The sequence below is a fragment of the Achromobacter sp. genome, assembly GCF_032102605.1.
In the GTDB taxonomy this organism is placed as follows: domain Bacteria; phylum Pseudomonadota; class Gammaproteobacteria; order Burkholderiales; family Burkholderiaceae_B; genus Achromobacter.
The window spans coordinates 66,848-84,787 of the sequence record NZ_DAMDGT010000002.1; the positions used below are offsets into that span (position 1 = coordinate 66,848).

At 57.2% G+C, this 17,940-nt stretch carries 17 protein-coding genes and 1 pseudogene; 8 read left to right on the top strand and 10 right to left on the bottom strand.

The window, feature by feature from the left end; all coding sequences use genetic code 11:
* Positions 1-4: 4 nt before the first annotated feature.
* Positions 5-1,264, bottom strand: a complete 1,260-nt coding sequence (locus RT614_RS04975) for a TolC family protein (RefSeq protein WP_080703442.1) — start codon at positions 1,262-1,264, stop codon at positions 5-7.
* A 360-nt stretch (positions 1,265-1,624) separates the two neighbouring features.
* Here RT614_RS04975 and RT614_RS04980 point away from each other — a divergent pair, with 360 nt between their 5' ends.
* The 3 genes from RT614_RS04980 (at position 1,625) to RT614_RS04990 (ending at position 4,725) form a co-directional block, all read left to right on the top strand.
* A complete protein-coding gene (locus RT614_RS04980) occupies positions 1,625-2,314 on the top strand; it encodes a heavy metal response regulator transcription factor (RefSeq protein ID WP_033470924.1) in 690 nt (229 codons plus the stop codon).
* Positions 2,314-3,660: a heavy metal sensor histidine kinase gene (locus RT614_RS04985; RefSeq protein ID WP_033470837.1), complete on the top strand. Its 1,347-nt coding sequence runs from the start codon at positions 2,314-2,316 to the stop codon at positions 3,658-3,660. The genes RT614_RS04980 and RT614_RS04985 overlap by 1 nt, the downstream gene beginning before the upstream one ends.
* 372 nt (positions 3,661-4,032) lie before the next feature.
* On the top strand, positions 4,033-4,725 hold the full coding sequence (locus RT614_RS04990; protein ID WP_033470834.1) for a heavy metal response regulator transcription factor: 693 nt from the start codon (positions 4,033-4,035) through the stop codon (positions 4,723-4,725).
* Positions 4,726-4,843: 118 nt separating this feature from the next.
* Here RT614_RS04990 and RT614_RS04995 read toward each other — a convergent pair whose 3' ends face one another.
* A complete protein-coding gene (locus tag RT614_RS04995; RefSeq protein ID WP_033470832.1) occupies positions 4,844-6,001 on the bottom strand; it encodes a porin in 1,158 nt (385 codons plus the stop codon).
* 495 nt (positions 6,002-6,496) lie between these two features.
* Between RT614_RS04995 and RT614_RS05000 the strand changes: the two genes are divergently transcribed.
* Positions 6,497-6,808 carry a DUF4148 domain-containing protein gene (locus RT614_RS05000; RefSeq protein WP_232481940.1) on the top strand — a complete coding sequence of 104 codons (312 nt, stop codon included), beginning with the start codon at positions 6,497-6,499 and terminating at the stop codon, positions 6,806-6,808.
* A 338-nt stretch (positions 6,809-7,146) separates the two neighbouring features.
* Here the strand turns inward: RT614_RS05000 and RT614_RS29055 are convergent, their stop codons facing one another.
* Complete coding sequence (locus tag RT614_RS29055) at positions 7,147-7,461, bottom strand: DUF4148 domain-containing protein (protein ID WP_152553249.1); 315 nt, start codon at positions 7,459-7,461, stop codon at positions 7,147-7,149.
* Positions 7,462-7,530: 69 nt separating this feature from the next.
* Entirely contained in the window at positions 7,531-7,866 is a 336-nt protein-coding gene (locus RT614_RS05005; protein ID WP_157672730.1) for a DUF4148 domain-containing protein, read from the bottom strand.
* Between the two features lie 322 nt (positions 7,867-8,188).
* Between RT614_RS05005 and RT614_RS05010 the strand changes: the two genes are divergently transcribed.
* A complete protein-coding gene (locus tag RT614_RS05010; RefSeq protein ID WP_313620742.1) occupies positions 8,189-10,141 on the top strand; it encodes a heavy metal translocating P-type ATPase in 1,953 nt (650 codons plus the stop codon).
* Positions 10,142-10,335: 194 nt separating this feature from the next.
* On the opposite strand, the pseudogene RT614_RS05015 reads toward RT614_RS05010, so the two are convergent.
* Positions 10,336-10,983, bottom strand: a pseudogene (locus RT614_RS05015) (DDE-type integrase/transposase/recombinase); the annotation flags it as partial.
* Positions 10,984-11,389: 406 nt separating this feature from the next.
* Here RT614_RS05015 and RT614_RS05020 point away from each other — a divergent pair.
* Both RT614_RS05020 and RT614_RS05025 read left to right on the top strand, forming a co-directional pair.
* Positions 11,390-11,725 carry a hypothetical protein gene (locus tag RT614_RS05020; RefSeq protein ID WP_313620744.1) on the top strand — a complete coding sequence of 112 codons (336 nt, stop codon included), beginning with the start codon at positions 11,390-11,392 and terminating at the stop codon, positions 11,723-11,725.
* A 109-nt stretch (positions 11,726-11,834) separates the two neighbouring features.
* Positions 11,835-12,554, top strand: a complete 720-nt coding sequence (locus tag RT614_RS05025; protein WP_279968405.1) for a class I SAM-dependent methyltransferase — start codon at positions 11,835-11,837, stop codon at positions 12,552-12,554.
* 36 nt (positions 12,555-12,590) lie between these two features.
* Here RT614_RS05025 and RT614_RS05030 read toward each other — a convergent pair whose 3' ends face one another.
* The 4 genes from RT614_RS05030 to RT614_RS05045 all read right to left on the bottom strand — a co-directional run bounded on the left by RT614_RS05030 (position 12,591) and on the right by RT614_RS05045 (position 16,141).
* The gene (locus RT614_RS05030) at positions 12,591-13,784 is read right to left on the bottom strand and encodes a tyrosine-type recombinase/integrase (protein ID WP_313620745.1); all 1,194 of its coding nucleotides are present in this window, start codon (positions 13,782-13,784) and stop codon (positions 12,591-12,593) included.
* Positions 13,781-14,071 carry a hypothetical protein gene (locus tag RT614_RS05035; protein WP_313620746.1) on the bottom strand — a complete coding sequence of 97 codons (291 nt, stop codon included), beginning with the start codon at positions 14,069-14,071 and terminating at the stop codon, positions 13,781-13,783. The genes RT614_RS05030 and RT614_RS05035 overlap by 4 nt, the downstream gene beginning before the upstream one ends.
* 448 nt (positions 14,072-14,519) lie before the next feature.
* Positions 14,520-15,122 carry a hypothetical protein gene (locus tag RT614_RS05040; protein ID WP_279972515.1) on the bottom strand — a complete coding sequence of 201 codons (603 nt, stop codon included), beginning with the start codon at positions 15,120-15,122 and terminating at the stop codon, positions 14,520-14,522.
* A 2-nt stretch (positions 15,123-15,124) separates the two neighbouring features.
* Entirely contained in the window at positions 15,125-16,141 is a 1,017-nt protein-coding gene (locus RT614_RS05045) for a ParM/StbA family protein (protein ID WP_279968398.1), read from the bottom strand.
* A 286-nt stretch (positions 16,142-16,427) separates the two neighbouring features.
* Between RT614_RS05045 and RT614_RS05050 the strand changes: the two genes are divergently transcribed.
* Positions 16,428-17,213, top strand: coding sequence for a DUF4942 domain-containing protein (locus RT614_RS05050; protein WP_175154773.1), 786 nt, complete (start codon positions 16,428-16,430; stop codon positions 17,211-17,213).
* An 87-nt stretch (positions 17,214-17,300) separates the two neighbouring features.
* Here RT614_RS05050 and RT614_RS05055 read toward each other — a convergent pair whose 3' ends face one another.
* The gene (locus RT614_RS05055; RefSeq protein ID WP_054470992.1) at positions 17,301-17,885 is read right to left on the bottom strand and encodes a hypothetical protein; all 585 of its coding nucleotides are present in this window, start codon (positions 17,883-17,885) and stop codon (positions 17,301-17,303) included.
* Between the last annotated feature and the right edge of the window lie 55 nt (positions 17,886-17,940).

A 17,940-nucleotide genomic window follows, 5' to 3' on the forward strand; every position in this document is an offset into this window, starting at 1 on the left:
CTATTTATTGACCAAGGATGCGATCGATTTCGGCGCGGGCCGAAGCCGCGCGCGACAACGTCGTCAGGTAGGAAATGTTCCCCTGCGACAAAGTCCGCTGCGCGTCTAGGACTTCCAGATAGCCGACCTTGCCTGCCTCAAAGCCCTTACGCGCGGCGTCGTATGCTTTCTGCGACGTAGGGATAACGGACTGGCGATAGTCGCTCGCGGAAGACAATGCAAGATCGTACGTAGAGGCGGCGGTCACCAAGTCAGCACTCAGTCGTGCCTCGAGCTCTCGGTAAGTGTCTTGCGCCTTGTACGTTTGCATGGTGGCGGCATAGACATTCCCCTGATTTCTGTCAAAAATCGGCAATGGCAAGGAGACCCCAAGTTGAGCCTTGTTGCGCCCCATTTCATTGTCGCGAGCCAGCCCACCACTTACGGTGATATCGGGATACCGCTTACTCTTCTCGACATTCAATTCGGCTTTGCTCACTTCCAACGCGAGACGTCCGGCAGCCAATCTCGGAGAGGCCAACAGAGCGCCTCGCAGCTCATCCAGCGTTTGACGTGGCGGAAGATCCTCAATCTCCGCACGCACTGTCGCGAATTTCGGAGCTGGCTCGTTCCACAGTAATGACAGTTCCCTGCGGGCAACGGTGAGTTCGTTTTCTGCTTGACGCACTTCAATCTGCGCCTTGGTAAGCTCGATGTCTGCTTTGTTTCTTTCCAAAGGCGCGGCCTTTCCTGAGTCCACTCGCTTTTGGGCCACGCGCAATGCCCCAGCCGCTACCTCGGCCATGTCGCGATTGACGCGTACCGTTTCCTGAGCGATTGCGACTGCAAAAAATCGAGACATGACGGACGTCTTTATCTCCGCTCTCGCAATCTCATAGTCACGGCCGGCCAAATTACTGTTCAGTTGAGCGGCTTCTGTGCGTGCTCGCCGCTTTCCGCCCAACTCAATGGGCATGCTGAGCATTGCTGTGGTCGTCCGCGTCGAACGCTGTTGGTCGTCGATGCTGACGTCGAGGGAAGGATTGGGCAGCAGGCTTGCCTGCTCCACCAGTCCCTTGGACGCCCCGAAATTATTCTTGGCTGCCGACAATTGGGGATTCAACGAGTACGCGGCCTTCAGGGCCTCGGACAGCGTGAGGACGTTTGCCGACGCAATCGATGCGTCTTCCCGGGTGTACTTTTCTGGCGTAGCCTGTGCCCGAGCCTGCGGGCCGCACAGCGCGGCGACCATCAGGAACAATGGAAGCGACTTGAGGCGCATCATTCAACCTTGCTAGTGTCTGAGGAGATGTTGTTTCCTGAGCCGGGCTATCGCACGTGAGACACAATAGGAACGGCCAAGAGGGATGACCGCCCGTACTGTATCCAAGCGCCTTCGTCAGAATCCGGACCCCCAGATGACAATTTTGTAAGGTTGCCGTGCATTACAGATTCGTAATCTCGGTGAAGGTAGACTGACGGCTAGCCTGCCCTAGAATGCGTGCTTCCATTCAAGTGCAAGACGTGCGCGTTTCTGAACACGCAACGTTAGTGGCCATGCGAGCACAAGCTCGCCCACCAAATCCCGTTTGGCGCCGGCTTCAACACTCAAGGGTGCCAATTACGATTCGAACGGTTGCGGAACATGAAGATTCTGGTCGTTGAAGACGAGCGCAAGCTCGCCGAATATCTAAAGCGTGCACTTTCAGAACACAACTATGTGGTCGATGTTGCATCGGACGGCGTCAGCGGGCTGCACCTTGCCCGAGAGACTCAGTACGACCTCATTCTTCTGGACGTGATGCTTCCGGGGATGGATGGCTTTGCCGTGCTGCACGAACTGCGCAAGTCCGATCGCGTGCCCGTCCTTATGCTCACGGCGCGGGACAAGGTCGAGGATCGAGTTCGGGGGCTGCAGGACGGCGCCGACGACTACTTGGTCAAGCCGTTCGCGCTATCTGAATTGCTAGCGCGCGTCCTCGCATTGGGCCGCCGGAGGGGGCATGTTGTCGCCGAGACCAGTAGACAGAATGTCTTGAAAGTTGGAGATCTCGAACTTGATCTCCTTCGGCGCAAGGCTAGTCGGGCCGGCACGCGCCTCGATTTGACAGCCAAAGAATTTACGCTTCTCGCCCTTCTGATGCGAAAGCAGGGGGAAGTTCTGTCTCGCCTGGATCTTGCCGAACAAGTATGGGACATCAACTTCAACAGCAATACCAATGTGGTGGAGGTTGCTGTACGGCGCCTTCGGGGAAAAGTGGATGATCCATTTGAAACCAAGATCCTTCATACCGTGCGCGGGATGGGTTACGTGCTCGAGCTGAGGGAGGAGTAATGGGATTTCGCGAGATCAGTTCTCTGCGCCAATGGCTGTCTCGCTGGCTCGCGCTCCAGACATTTGTCGCACTGGGAGTTGTCTGTCTTGTCGTGTACTGGGCGACAAATATGAATCTATCCTACCGCCAGCAGGCCCTACTAGAACAGAAGCGCGAAGTCATCGAGCATCTCGCTGATGAATTCGCCTCTAAAGGCGACTTATCCGCACTCGAACATAAGCTGAATGACTTCTTTTATGGAAAGTCTGAGTTTTCCTTGCGACTTGTCATCAATCAGAAAATCAGCGTTTATGGTGAGCCTGCCGTAGCGGCGACGGACGCAAATCGAATACAGACGACCTTTTCTCTGCCTGCGCCCAGCCGGCCAGACAGAAGGATGACTGCTGAGCTGTTTCTGGACACCACACCGGATGTGCGGCTTCGAGTGATGCTGGCATGGACGCTGTTTGCTTGTGCAGTGATCGGTGCGATAGTTGTTTCCGTTATAGCCAACGTCCTGGTCCGACGCGCACTGCTTCCTCTCCACGAAGTGGCTCGCCAGGCCGCGTTGATATCGCCTGATCGCATCGGAGAACGACTGAAGGAAACGGGGTTGGCGCAAGAGATCAAACCTTTGGTCCTGCAGTTCAATGCGCTGCTACAACGGCTAGAGCGCGCCTATGTCCAAATGGAAGGCTTCAACGCAGACGTCGCACATGAACTACGTACGCCTCTCGCGACGCTCATAGGAGAAACAGAATTCGCCCTCGCAGCACATCGATCACCAGTTGATTTGCGAGACGTGCTCGGGTCAAATCTGGAAGAGCTCCAGCGTATGACCGCCATTGTCAACGACATGCTCTTTCTCTCACAGGCTGACCGCGGGGCAAGGGCGCGGGCCGAGCATGTTGAGAGCCTACGCGCGATTACCACGGAAGTTCTTGAATACCACGAGGCGGAAGCACTCGACGCGATGGTTAACTTAACCGTCTTGGGTGATCAGGCTGGGGATGTGGACCGCTCGCTCTATCAACGTGCGATATCTAATTTGGTTTCGAATGCCATTCGCTACAGCAAGCCAAACTCAAGTGTGACGGTTAGTCTGTCCAGGGCCAACGACGGGAAGATACACGTCACGGTACACAATCTCGGTGAGCAAATCGAACCGCAACACCTACCGCGCCTCTTTTACCGGTTCTACCGGTCCGACTCTGCTCGTGCGAGCGACGCGAACCATCACGGCCTCGGCCTGGCCATCGTTGCCGCAATTGCACGGATGCACGGCGGCACTCCCTTAGTAAGATCGGACTCGTCAGGCACGACCATCGGCTTCAGCATAGCTGCAGACTTCGATCCATCCAACTAGAACCAGGCTAGAGATTTTGGCGCTCCTGCATGATTATGCAGTGGGCGCCAAAGTCGTTTGTGGAGCAGTACGGTGTCGCGGACCATTTGACATCTAGCGAATCACCTTGGGCAGCGATGCTTCTAAAGAGGTGCTCGCCGGAAAGAGCGACAGGGAAATTACAGATTTCCGCCTTTTTGTTTGCAGATTCGTAATTGACGAGTTTGGGTTCTGACGAAGCCTGGCCGCTACAGTAGCTTTACATGTAAAGCGATGCCAGGAGCCGGAAGGCGAGCAATGTAGTGTTACGTTGACCAGGCTGCAACGGCGGAGCGATCACCGATCCCACTCGCTCTTTTCAACGTCATTTTCAATGACGTATTCAAACCACAAATGAAAATTTTAGTTATTGAAGACGAGCAAAAACTGGCCGAAATGTTGCGCCGCAGCCTTACGGATAACAGCTATATCGTTGATATCGCAATGGACGGCGTCAGCGGTCTGCACCTTACCTATGAGACGCAATACGACCTGATCATTCTTGACATCGGTCTGCCCGGCTTAGATGGTTTTGAGGTTTTACAGCGCATTCGTAAAAACGACAATGTACCTGTCATGATGTTGACCTCTCGATCAAGTCTTGAGGACAGAGTTCGCGGTTTAGAGCAGGGGGCCGATGATTATTTAGTCAAGCCGTTTGCGCTCTCCGAGCTTCAGGCAAGAGTGCTCGCGCTTAAACGGCGCCGGACGGCATCCGGCGACACCATATCCAGCGGAAATATTCTTCGCGTAGCTGACCTCGAACTGGACCTTCTTCGCCGACGAGTGGCGCGAGGCACTGCTCGCATAGACCTCACAGCCAAGGAATTTGGGCTGCTGACGTTCCTGATGCGGCGCCAAGGCGAAGTATTGTCGCGCCTGGTCCTTGCGGAACAAGTTTGGGACATAAACTTCAACAGTAATACGAACGTGGTGGAGGTCGCGATCCGCCGCCTTCGCGCCAAGGTCGACGATCCGTTCGAAACAAAATTGCTGCACACCGTCAGAGGAATGGGCTATACCATCGAGTATCGTGAGCCCGGGTAGGTTTGCCACTGCCGATCTGCCGATAGTGGCCCTACTGGCTATCCACGCAAAAAATAGAGGACATAGCGGGTGATGGGTACCCCCCTATGTCCTCCACTCGTTAAATGCGCACTACGCGTCAGAATGCGTGGCGCAAGCCGATCACTGCTTCCGTGGCTTTAGCATCATCTTGGAATGCAAAGTTATTCGTATACGTGGCAGCCGCGTACATTGTCGTGCGCTTCGACAGCGTATACGAGTAACCCAACGCAAACGTGTTGCTGGTCGAGTCACCACCCGTCAGATCGCTGTTGTTCGGGTCGACTCGTTGCCACGAACCAAACATGCTGCTTGCGCCACCCAGGGGGACCGATGCAGCAATCACGTAGGAATTCGAGCTAAAACCATCGACGAACGTGTTGGACGGCGTACCGCGGAAGGTTCCAATCGAGGCGCTCGAGGGGAGCCCCTTGCCAGCGAACCAGCCATCCGTGGCTCGTTCGTACGCTAGCGCCAGTTTGAAGACTTCAAAGTCGTACGAGCCACCCAGCGTGAATGAGCGAGGAGTCGCCGCAGTTTGGGCTGAGGATAGTTTGTTCGACGCATTCAATTGCTCATAGGCGAAGAATGCCATGAGCGGACCATTTGCGTAGCTAACGCCAGTCGTAATTGCTCGAGTGTTATCGGCCGTCCGGAAGCCCGTCTGGGCCGCGTTGCGGTCGTCAGCATTAAACGCATACCCAGCCGACACGCGGAAGCCGCCCATTGAAGGGCTTTCATATAGCGCCAGGTTGTCATAGCGCACGAAATACGAGCCGCTGAAGCCAAGGCCTCCGCCCGTATTGAGCTGTGTGAAGCCGCCGCCGAATCCGGAGCCATACATCGAAGCCATAAGACGCGACGCTACGTTGTACTGGCGCCCAAGACGAAATTCACCCCATTGGTCGCTGCCAAGCCCGATGGTAGCTTCACGTCCGAACAAACGATTGTTTTGGAGAGACGAGCCGTCAGCGGAATCGTAGCCGGACTCGAGGCGGAAGGTCGCGTACAGGCCATCACCCAAATCCTCCTTTCCGCGCAAGCCCCACCGCGAGCCGGCAGTTTGGCCAGTGGTCATCGCCACGCGGCTTCCCTTGAAGTCGGACTTTACGCCCGTTTGAGGATCGATATAGGACCCATCGACCTTGGCGTAGCCAATCCCGGTATCAATAATTCCATACAGCGTGACCGACGTCTCGGCATACGCAGCCGTGGAAAGTGTTGCCGCAGAAATTGCCAGCAATAGAGATTTCTTCACAAATTGCTCCTTATCACAGAGGCGGACTGGATGGCCTCGCCGATAGAAGAAATGCGAAGTCCGTTTCGCATTTCTCGTTTCGCAGTGTCTATCCGGCAAGTGCCAAGCAAGTGTGGAGAGTGTTCATCGACAAAAAACCAACGATTCGATTACATATATGTCTGCGTACGGTCATTAATTTCCCCGAATAGCTGCGTTTGGACGCAACTCCATGTTTCCTCTCGATTTTGCTGTAGCAAAGGAGAATTCAGACCGGTGAACGCACGCCGCCAATCCTGATACGGACTCGAAGTATCGTTGCACGATCACAACATCCCTGCCGACATTGGAGTAGAAATCTCGCGGATCTCACATTTCCAAATCCGGACAAAAACGTAATTTTGTGGTCGCGGTTTGGATCGGATGGCTTCGATACAATTGCTATACGCGTTAAGTGATGATGATTTATTAAGACCGGCGTTAATGCGTACCGCCGGTAATCAAATGGAGTTGGCGATGAAAATTTCCCTCAAGATGCTTTCGGCCATCGTATTGGTCGCAACACCCATGGCGTACGCCGGGGCGCAGACTGCTGTATCGGCGAACACTGCAGCCTCGACGTACTCTAGCGGAGTTGAACGGGGACTCACTCGAGCGGAAGTACGAGCAGACCTGGCCATGTGGAAACGAGCAGGAGTGGATCGCTTCTGGAATCAGAGCGAAACGCCCGACATTTATAGCCGCGAATACAAAATGGCTTATGCGGAATATGTTCGCCTTCGCAGCGGCGCCGAGTATCAACAAGAGTTGGAACGCCTCAAACGCTAAGGCGATCTCCACCGGCGGCGAGCGGCCTCCTCCACCGCGAAGGGAAGAGGCCTTTTTTGGTGCACATTCTATTGAAATGTGCACCTTTTTTTATGACATTCTCAGATCAAGACCCCGCCTTTTCCTCATCGCCCGGTCGGCTCATAGCGGTTGGAGAGAATAGGCTGTTCAAACGGCGAGAGCGACGCTCGCATACCGCCAATATGGCCTCGAGCGTCGCATCCAAGGTGGGTTGCCAACGATTTTCTTCGGTATTTCTGGACGGTGCGAAAATTACAGGCGACAGTCCCGCCACCCTCACAGCCAGAGCCGCGTGCACAGTATGGGGGAACGCAGCATTACTGCTCTTCGTTCGTGAGACGAGCAAGTTCCTCCTGATATTCCCCACCGTTTCGGAGCTCCAAATAGTTGGAATAGCTCTTACGATAGGACGCACTGTAGACATTGGGCGTGCGCCTACCTTTATAGAATTTGTCCATTCCCGCTAGCTTCCACATGGCCAAGTCAGCCCGCACTTCTGCGCGTGTCTTCCCACCTTCGGGCAATGGCACAGGGCTGCTGGTTATCGCGCAGCCAGAAAGCAACACCACCGACATCGCAATTGCGAGACGAATCCTCATACATAACCTTCGAAGGTAGTTTCGCCAATGCATGGAGGAGCACCCAAACGCGTAAAACCTCCCGACGAATGAGCGCTACCTCCTGCCAAAAAGCGGCGGCATTTATGCACCGGTGTTGTAGATTTCGTCTATGCGCGCACGCTCTTCGGGGGTGATTGAATCGCGTTCTTTTGCAACTTGCTCGCGGGTTTTTTCAGTAGGAACCATCCATCCGGGTTTCGCCGCATTGAGGTTCGTGAAGAACCATTCCCTTTTGTTGGATTTTGCGGCAACCAGCTCCTGCCTAACTTGCTCGGAGGTCTTTCCACTTTGGCTGTCGCCAACGTGCACTTCGTAGCCAATCTCAGTGTTGGCATTGTGAAATGTGTCGGCTTGAGCAGACGAACCCAGAACAGTCAGGGCGATGGCGACGGCGGCGCTAGAAATAGTTGCTTTCATATCAGTGATCCTCACATTGGTTAGGTCGTCGCGCAGATGCGACTGAATTAATAATGTAAGGATCCCGTTCCGACAGATTGCCGTCATTGCGATTACAAATCTGTAATCCTGCGACACTTCGACTGTTCTGCTTTAGACTTTCGATTATGCCGGGTCGCGAGACATTGCCGCGCATCATAGACATCTTAACGCGTACCGGATAGCACCTGCACGACCCGCCTCCCATAAAACACCAGATGGGCCTATGTCTTGCCTTCTGACTGGGAAGAATTAAGCGTGACTGTTCGCATGAATTGCATTCCTATCCAAAGCAAGGAAAAAAATGAATAGTTTCACCACGGCGACTAAAGCGCTCTCAGCGGAGATTTATTTTGCTTTAGCATGCGGCGCGCTGCTGGGCACCGGGGCCGCGATTCAACGCTGGTGGCCGTCTATCCCGGCATGGATCCCTCTCGCCATGTACGTTTTTGCGTACGCGTTTGGAGGAATCTTCACCGTGCGAGACGCCGTCAATAGCTGGAAGGAGCGGCGTCTGGAAATCGACAGTTTGATGCTCATTGCCGCCGCTGGTGCTGCAGCGCTCGGCGCATGGGCCGAAGGCGCTCTCCTCCTCTTCTTGTTCAGCCTCGGGCACGCGCTGGAGCATTTCGCGATGGGCCGGGCGAAGCGGGCAATCGAAGCCCTGGGAGAGCTTGCGCCAAAGACGGCTACGGTTCGCCGCAACGGTGAACTTTTCGAAATTGCGATCGAAGAAATTGAGGTGGGCGACGAGGTACTCGTCAAGCCGAACACGCGTCTTCCCGCTGACGGCTTTGTCATCAAGGGAACATCGAGTGTCGATCAATCACCCATAACGGGCGAGAGCATCCCCGTGGACAAGGCCCCAGTGCTAGACGCTGCCATTGCGCGCAGCCGTCCGGCTGGCATCGAGCCCAGATCTCAAGTGTTCGCCGGCACGATTAACGGGTCAGGTTTGATGGAGGTCGAGGTCACTCGTAAGTCGCGCGACTCCGCCCTTGCCCGCGTCGTAGCTCTGGTCGAGCAGGCTGACATCAGAAGGTCACCAACTCAGCGCTTCACAGACAGATTCGAGCGAATCTTTGTGCCGACCGTCCTAAGCATCGCGATCCTATTACTTTTCGCTTGGGTCATTGTTGATGAGCCATTTCGCGATAGCTTCTACCGGGCTATGGCGGTGCTTGTCGCAGCCAGCCCCTGTGCGCTTGCCATCGCGACGCCGAGCGCAGTTCTTTCAGGTATCGCTCGCGCGGCACGGGGCGGCGTACTCATCAAGGGCGGCGCGCCGCTGGAGGAATTGGGAAGCCTGAAAGCACTAGCTTTTGACAAAACCGGTACCTTAACCGAAGGCCGCCCTCGAATCACCGACATCTCGCCGGCACCTGGAGTCTCCGAACAGGAGCTAGTCGCGGTTGCGGTGGCGGTAGAGTTACTAAGTGATCATCCCCTAGCCGCTGCCATTGTGCGAGATGGTCGAAAAATTCTCGGAACGTATCCGATCCCAGAGGCTTACCAGGTGGAGAATCTCGTCGGCCAGGGACTCTCAGCCAAAGTGAACTCTCAAAGCGTATGGATCGGAAAGGTCGAGATGTTCGGCGCGTCTGGCATCCCCCAGCTCGAAAGCTCGACGACGGCCGTCGCCAACAAGTTGCGAGAAGATGGCCGAACAACGACGGTCGTGCGACTGGGAGACCGTGATCTCGGTGCCATTGGGCTAATGGACACCCCACGGCAGGGAGCTGCCGATACGATAGATGATCTGCGACAGCTCGGGATTTCTCACATGGTGATGATCTCTGGCGACCATGAGAACGTCGCCCGCGCCATCGCAAGCGAAGTGGGCATTGAGGACGCGCGGGGCAATCTAATGCCGGAGGACAAGGTTCAAGTGATCCGCGATCTTAGGGCTGAGGCTCAAATCGCGATGATTGGAGACGGTGTGAACGATGCTCCCGCCATGGCAAATGCGACTGTGGGTATTGCGATGGGTGCCGCCGGATCAGACGTGGCGCTCGAGACGGCCGATGTCGCCTTAATGGCGGATGACCTGAGTCACCTGCCTTTTGCGGTCGGGCTGAGTCGCCAGACTCGACGCATCATTCGTCAGAATTTGTACGTTAGTCTCGGTATCGTCGCTGTCTTAGTGCCTGCGACGATCATGGGGCTGAGCATGGGTGCCGCGGTGGCCGTCCATGAAGGATCGACGCTGCTCGTAGTGTTTAACGCTCTGAGATTGCTGGCCTACCGAAAGGACTAGCTGGTTCCGAAACGAGCTTTGCGAATGGCGCCCGCCGGGCAGTTCGAGACGCGCCAATAGTGACAGGGAGCGAACCCGTACGGAATACTCAGAAGCATCATTCTATAGACATTCGTCATGTCTCATTGAACCGCCTCGGGTATCGCGGAGGCTAATTGGTTAAATTAAAACGGCTTCGTCGGCGGCTCTGCGAGTTAAGTGTAATCTGCCTCAGCCTCGGCGCGCGGAATAGAGCCGATCCACGAGTGCATGGCGTTTAGGGTTGAACTAGGCGCCCCTCCAAGGTGGCCTACGCGACGGACTCCGGGCTCTTCCAGGGCGCACGACGGTTGATTAGTTCGGCCTTGTACAGACCGTCGGTCGTCTCGGCCAAGGCGTTGTCGTAGTTGTCGCCACGGCTGCCGACAGGCGACTCGATGCTGGCCACGGCCTGCGGTTCGCTGTATCGGATGCTCACGTATTGCGATCCCCTATCGAACTGATGGGTCAGAGTCGTCATTGCTGGGATGGCGCGTATAACGCCTGCTCCAACGCATCCAGCACGAAGGCTGTCGTCATGGACTTGCTTACGCGCCAGCCGATGATGCGTCGGGCGTAGACTTCGATGAAGAAGGCCACATACATACAGCCCCGCCAGGCGGAGACCTAGGTGTAGTCCGAGACCCAGAGCTGGCTTGGCCTCTCCGTCCGGTACTGCCGGTTGACGCGAACCAGCGGCTACACGGCAGCATCGTCGGGGACGGTGGTGCAACCGCTTGGCGCGCCGCATGCCTTGCAGGCCCCGGGGCGCGCATCAAGCGTTCGACCGTGCAACGGTCAACCCTCACGCCTTCGCGGTTTAGTGGCGGTTGTGAATGGAGAGCGCGTAGAACCTAGCCTCCGCTTCCGGGCTAATCGCCGCAAGCCGAGCCTTGCTCGTTGACAGGCAAATGACTGCGTCGAGATTACCGCTAGACGGAAGGCGGAAACTACTCAGAACGACGTGCAACGTGACCGCTTAGTGAATGTCTCTTGTGGGTCGAAATCGGCCTGTCGCCAACGCAGTCCAAGCCCGGGGAGGCCATGCAGCCAAGCGTATTGGGCGTGGCCGCATGGCCGATACCAGACCACGCCAGCAGTGTGCCGGACAAGCTCAGGTCGCCTGCCACGAGCAAGGGCTCCATGCCGAACAAATCGCGGCCCCTTTTGGGGTTGAGACACAAAATCAAACCTCCACAGGCAGAACGCCTGCGATAGGCCACGCGGGGAATGACGCAAGTCACCAAACAGCGGATCGAGGCCGGTTTTACGTACGCTCACCCGCCTGAAGTTCCGAAATTCTCCCAGAAAATCACCTACATACGCGGACTGTTGTCATCGCAAGCTGTGATCCCTCCGTACCGTACCTACATGAAGGAATGTACGGTACGCGATTTCGAGCGGTACGGCCGTACCTCCCCGCACGTGAATCCAGAGCGCTCGGCGGCGGCAGAAAACTTCTTCCCGGTCGGCATGCCGCCACCGGCTTTCCGCGGCGACGTTTCTGCTTGCGCCATATCCACGGCGCTGCGGACGCAGAAGCGCCGGCACGATAAGCAGGAATGACGACGACCTTGCAAAATAAGGTGGCATATATAAGGTTTATTTGCACCCACCCTAAAATGAGTTCGTGCTAGGGTTTCGTCTTCATAGACATCATGCGAGGACGACAACCGTGACCCAGCTCCTTCCCCATACCAAAAGGAAGCCATATCACCCCGTGGTGATCAATATCCTGAAGAAGCGGTCGGCGCGGGTCGTGCTTGACGCACCGTGCGGCCACGGCTGGCTGGGCAACGAACTACCTCGTGTTGAACCGGCCGCGCTTATCGACGGTCTTGGCCTTTGGGAGTATCCGGACGCTGTGCCCGCCTACAGGTGCGTCCAAGAGCACGACCTGGATGAGCCGCTGCCGGCTGCGCTCCAGGGGTATGACGCCGTAGTCTGCGGCGAAGCAATACACCTGCTGAAGAGCCCCGGTACGGCCCTGGCCGGCTTTAGGGCAGCGTTGCGGCCCGGCGGTACCCTTGTCATCACCACGCCCAACACTTGGCACGCCCGATCGCGAGGCCAATTTTTTCTGCGGGGGTTCCATTCAGGCTTTAGCCCCATGTACGGAAAAAGGCGCGGCGAATACATCACCTATTTCCCCTTCTCGTTCCCACAGCTGCACTTGATCCTGACTCAAAGCGGCTTCCGAAATGTACAACTGCATGACGTGGACGAGCCAAAGCCGAAACGACCGCTCGAACGGCTGCTAGGATGGCCAGGCGAAGTGTATTGCCGACGAAAGGCGGCGGCAGCCGATACCGCGGAGGAGCGCGATTTCTGGACTCAGGCTGGCAGCAAGCAATCGCTCTATGGACGCTGGCTGGTTGTCACCGCGCAACGATGACAACCGTGGCTGGACAGCAGCGGGCCCAGCCCGCCTCTACGAAGCCGAGCGCTCCGGAACCTCGACTGTTCCCGGCTCCAAGCCGCGAGCCATATCGAAGAAGTCGAGCTCCGTGTAAATCATTGTGGACCTGATATCACGCTGGCGGAGCAGCTTCTGCACAAATCTCACGTCTCGACCCGCCAGCAGTTGCGTCTTCCCGAATGTATGGCGTAGCCAATGAGTGGACGCCCGCCGCAACAACTCGGCGTCGGCAGTATTTCCTAATCCATCAAGATACTCTGCACACTCGGCGAACTCCTTCTTCACGATGTCCCAGAGCGTCGCTCGACGCCGTACCTCGCCCCACTGAAGCGCACCTCGACGCCCTCGGACCGATGGTCGAACGCCATTGTCCGACCGGCGCGTTCGCCCAGACAACACGAGCGCTGTCGCCTCGCCAGGTTGCGGTGCGGGCGGCAGTCCGAAGGCTTGCCTATACGCTCCAAGCTGCTCGATGAGAGCATAGGGCACCGGCACGCGGTCGACGTATCCTCCTTTGCCATGACGCACAAGAAGCGACCAGTACGTTTTCATGGATCGAGGATCGGACATGAGCTCGAAGTCACCCATATTCGCCAGCACGACCTCCGAGGCACGCAAGCCGACCCCTTCGATAAGCTGGATCAAAAATCGGTTTCTGGCATACGTTAGTCGTGCCACGAGGGTTACATAATCCCGCTTATCCATGAGCCCGATGACTGTGTCTATTAGGTCAGGCGGAACCGCGTGGCGTGTCGGGGCTGCACGCTGTGCACCGCCGCCCAGTCCAGCCATCGGATTCTGCTTCACATGACCGGTCTGGAACCAGAACACGAAGAGCGCATGCAACACCTTCTGCGCATGCGACACCGACGTCGGCCCTAAAGGCTTTCGAAAGGGCGTCCATGCACTGTCGTGCTGAGGCAAACGGCGACGGGAGATGTGCTGGGATGCACGAGTCCGGAGGAAATCGAGGTATGCCAGCACATCCTGAAGCGTCCAGTGGCTGGGCTGAACCACCCTGAACTTCTCGCAGTACCATTTCAGCCGATCCATCTCGGAACGATAGGAGCTCAACGTACGGGGACTCACTGGCGGGTTGCGCGCTTTCAGAGTCGCGATCCAGACCTCAGCTGCCGCCCAGTCGTCGGTCACCAGACCCAGGACAGAGCGACCATCCGAGCCCCCAACAACAATATCTGCGCTCATTCGGCAGCCCTCCCACTGGTGGCCGAACGACGATAGGCTTCAAGCATTTCGCGCTCCTTCACTCTTTTGGCGTGCACTGACTCCAGTGTTTCCTTCAGCAGGCGAGCCTCTCCTCTGGACTGCTCAATTGCGTAGAGCGCGAACAACCTGTTCCCTTCTGAGAATCGCGCATTCTGAGCCAATGCCGCCCCAAGCTCGCCGTTCCTCATGAGCAGCTGATCGGCAATTTCCCTGACCGCGAGCAGCGCTGCCTCGGCTGCGCGTCGCTCCTGGACTGCGATCGCCAACTCTGACCTCATCCGTGCGCAGTCCGCCTCCAAGTGCTGTATACGCGCTCGTTGGTGAGACAGTTGCACCGCGAGCGCGGATATAGCCGGATCTCGTGCTTCGCCCGTATCGTGACGTACAACATGAGCGGCAGAGGGCCGCGCATCGGCTTGGCCCTCAGTGGCAACAAGGCCTGAGTATCCACTTGCGATCTCGCTTTCCACCTTCAGCTTGGCTGCGTGTACCGTCGACTGCGAGGGAGAAAACGGGGCACCGAATGCCTTTAGCATTGATCGGTAAGTGCCAGCGCCATGCAGGCGGCCAGTGGCGCTGTAGGCCAATCTTATGAATGCGACCAGGTAGGCCTCGTTTCCCTGCACCTGCGCATCAGGCAGTAGCCCGAGGCCCGAGGTAATGGCGCGAACCTGTTCATCTGAAAGCAGCGACTCTCTCCGACCGGACATTTTTCTAGCCAAACATGTTGCCCATTTGCGCTAGCGCCGCACGCTCGGCGTCGGACAGCACGTCGCCTTCGTTCGGGTCTATGCGCTCGGACTCGCCAGCGCCTCCTTGTTCCGAGCCCACCGAGTCCTTCGCAGGCACCGCCGCCTCCGGTGCGACGGATACTGGGGGGGCAGCGATGGAGCGAGACTCCGGCACCGCTGGCGTCGGCCTAGCGGGCGGTTGCGTCTCGCCAGCGGAGAAAGAACCTGTCGCCGCCCCCTTCTCCGCCGGCGGAAAAGCGGCACCGACTTCCGTGCCCGACCGAAGCGCCTCGATGTCAAACGCCGGCGTTCCCAGCGCCTGCGGCGGTCGGGGTGCCGGCCGTCGCGTCTCAGCTTGCAGACCGCCAGGCCCGCTTAGGGCAGCCTGCACGGCGGCATCCAGCGTACCTTGTTCGAGATGGTGCAGGAACCATTGATACAACACCCCTCGAATGAGCGGCGTCTCCTGCCGGTAGGGCAACGCCGCCAGAAACCGCAGCATGCCCGGGCATTGCGTTTCCCTCACGATAAGCGGCATGCGCCGCTCAGTCTCGTCCGGATCGTAGATCTTCTGGTGACGCGGCATAGTCAAGCCGCCTTGACAGACGTCCGAGCCGCGCTTTGCTGCTTCAGCTGACCGACAGCAAATCGGCAGAAGCCGTTGGCAACAGCCATGCGAGGCTCCTCCAACAGGATCGTGTGCGGCCATTTCTCGCTCAGCGTTTCCGCCAGGAATACGGCGCCGCCCCCCGCCAGCAACACCCCGTCCAGCGTGGATACCTCGCGCGACAGGAGCGTATCCGCTTCTGCAAGGATAAGCTGCGCAACAGGACGGACCGCCTCAGCCACATCCTTCGTGACGTCGACCTTCTGTCCGAAGTGTTTCACGGAGCCGGCGATCAACGCAGCATGGCATTCCCGATCACCAACGCGAATTCCCCGGTCGGCCAGTATTGCCGCCAGCCGCTTGACCGACGATCCCATGCCATCGCAGCTGCCGAAAGCTCCCGCGATATGGCGGCCATTTCGAACGAGCAAAAAGTCCGTCGTGAAATGTCCGATCTCGATGACGGCCCAGGACAGCGGCTGACCGTCGTCACCCGAGAAGCGTTCCTTCACAGGGACGCCGCTCTGATTGAGGACATGTTGGAAATAGGCGCCGGCGGGCTGGGGGATTACTTTGACGTCGGTGCCAGCGACCGATTTAGTGATCTCGGCCAGCTTGTCCTTCTGATGGTCAAACACGTTGGAGGGGGATCCGATCACGATGTACGCGTCCTCAAGACCCTTCACGCCTCTGGCCTTCAGCCGGGCCAGGGCGGAGGCTACAAGTGCCTTGTAGCCAGGCTTCTCGATCCAATCGTCGTCCATTCCGATGTTCGTTCCGCGGCCGCCTTGAAGACGAGCAGTCTCGCCAGTGAAGTAGCTCCGCCCTTCGACAGCGACCGTCTCATTCGCGGCTTCGGCAGCCGTAGCCTCGTCGGCGATGTGGAATGCTTCGCACACATCAGACGGGAAGAGGAACCGATCAAACAGGCCGGAGGCGTGAGAAACAACTTTGACCGCGCTGCGGCCGATGTCCAATCCAATGCAAGTACGGTTCATGCGCAAAAATCCCTCAGGTGGCATTGATCAATGGGCAGTACACACTGCACCAATGAGCGAATCCTAGGCATCGATGCAAGCGGCTACAAGAGCGCGCGCCAAAAAAGCGATTTGAGCATCGGAATGGATTGCACAATCCAAAACGATTGCCGCCTCGCGATGGCAAGCAGCGACTCGCGTCGGCACCGATGAAATTGCGAATTGAGTCCTCCACCGCCTCATGATTACCACCCTTTCTCCACTTGGAAGCCGTCGCATTGCGACAAAACCTACTTTGGAGAGAGTTATGGACTTGGTGAAAAGCGTCAGCATTGGCAATCTATTGAACCAGCGAGAGGCAGTTCTGCAACGTCTGCGCTCAGCTCGCGATCTGATCGAAGAGGCACGCAAGATCGCGAGCGCTGCGCATCTAGGCTGCGTCGAGGACATGTTCTCGCCAGGCCGCTATGGTTTCGCGGGCAATTTCCTAACGGGTGACTTCGGGAATGTTGAACGATGGATCGATAAGGCAGGGTGGGAGTACCTGATGGCGGAAAGCGGAATCCGCACTTTTATGGACTCCGCAACCCGCCAGCGGTGGGCCGAGGCGATGAACAAAGAGGAGATCCCTCCTCTCACCGTGGATGTCATCGCCTCCACCTTCGGGCAGCTGTACGACAATCGGCAACAGATGTTCGAGAATGGCGTGGTCGAGATATTCCGGCGGCTGAGCTGGAACTACAAGACCAACGAGCCATTCAAGTTTGGGCGACGAATCGTCTTAAGCTACATCCTTCAGTCTGATCGTTGGGGTGGCGCATATCCTCGGAACTGCGATCAGCTCGATGACCTGGAACGTGCGCTCTATGTTTTGGACGGCAAGCCAGAGCCCGACCACCGGCAGTCGATCGGCACTATCGTTCGAAGCAAGATCTACGGAAAGGAATGGAGTGCGGAAACCGACTACTTCGCACTTCGCTGGTACAAGAAAGGATCGGCTCATGTCACTTTCAAGCGACCAGACTTGATTGGCAAGCTGAATTCAATTCTTGCGGCGCGCTATCCGAACGCCTTGGCGTCCGACACGCGCTGACACACCAACCCACGGCCTCGCCGTGGGTTTTTTTTCGGCAAAAAAAACCCGAACCGAATGGTTCGGGCGTTTTAGGCTTGCCTCCGGCTATCCCGCGCCGTTAGCCGCGGCCGAGCGCTTTCGTTCCTTCAGCGTGCTGCACGATGGCCGCAGATCACTACCACGATGCAAGTCGGGGTCGGCGTTATACACCTGGTACGGCGCCTGGCCAAACACTCCCGCCGGCATTTTTGCCACTACAACCTGGTCGCCGACATCGATGCAGTTAATGCGCAGCATCATTTCCAAATACTCTCCCGGGACCGGTACCTCAGCAACCGTCTTGCCAGCATCGGCCACCACAATCACGGGCGGCGCTCCACGTGTGCTTGCGGTGATCAGATCGGCGATGATGCCTACTGCCCCCAGGGCCAGCGAGCCCTGGCCCACCGACATTCCAGCATAGGCGGTCGCAGCTGCTCCAATACCGGCGTCACCGACCATATCACCAGCAGCTCTCGCAAGGCTGGTCACAGTGCCATCCTTCTCGGTCACGCGAATGTCGACCATGGTTCCCTTAGCAACCACAGGCGCCCCGGCGACATACTCCTTGCCGTCCTTCACCTGCACACTGGTGTTGGCGCATCCGACGAGTGTCAACCCCAGGAAAAACGAGAAAATAAACCGCTTCATAGCTCCTCCGAAAGTATGTCAAATCGTATCAAACTTTTCAGTACAGCAACCGATT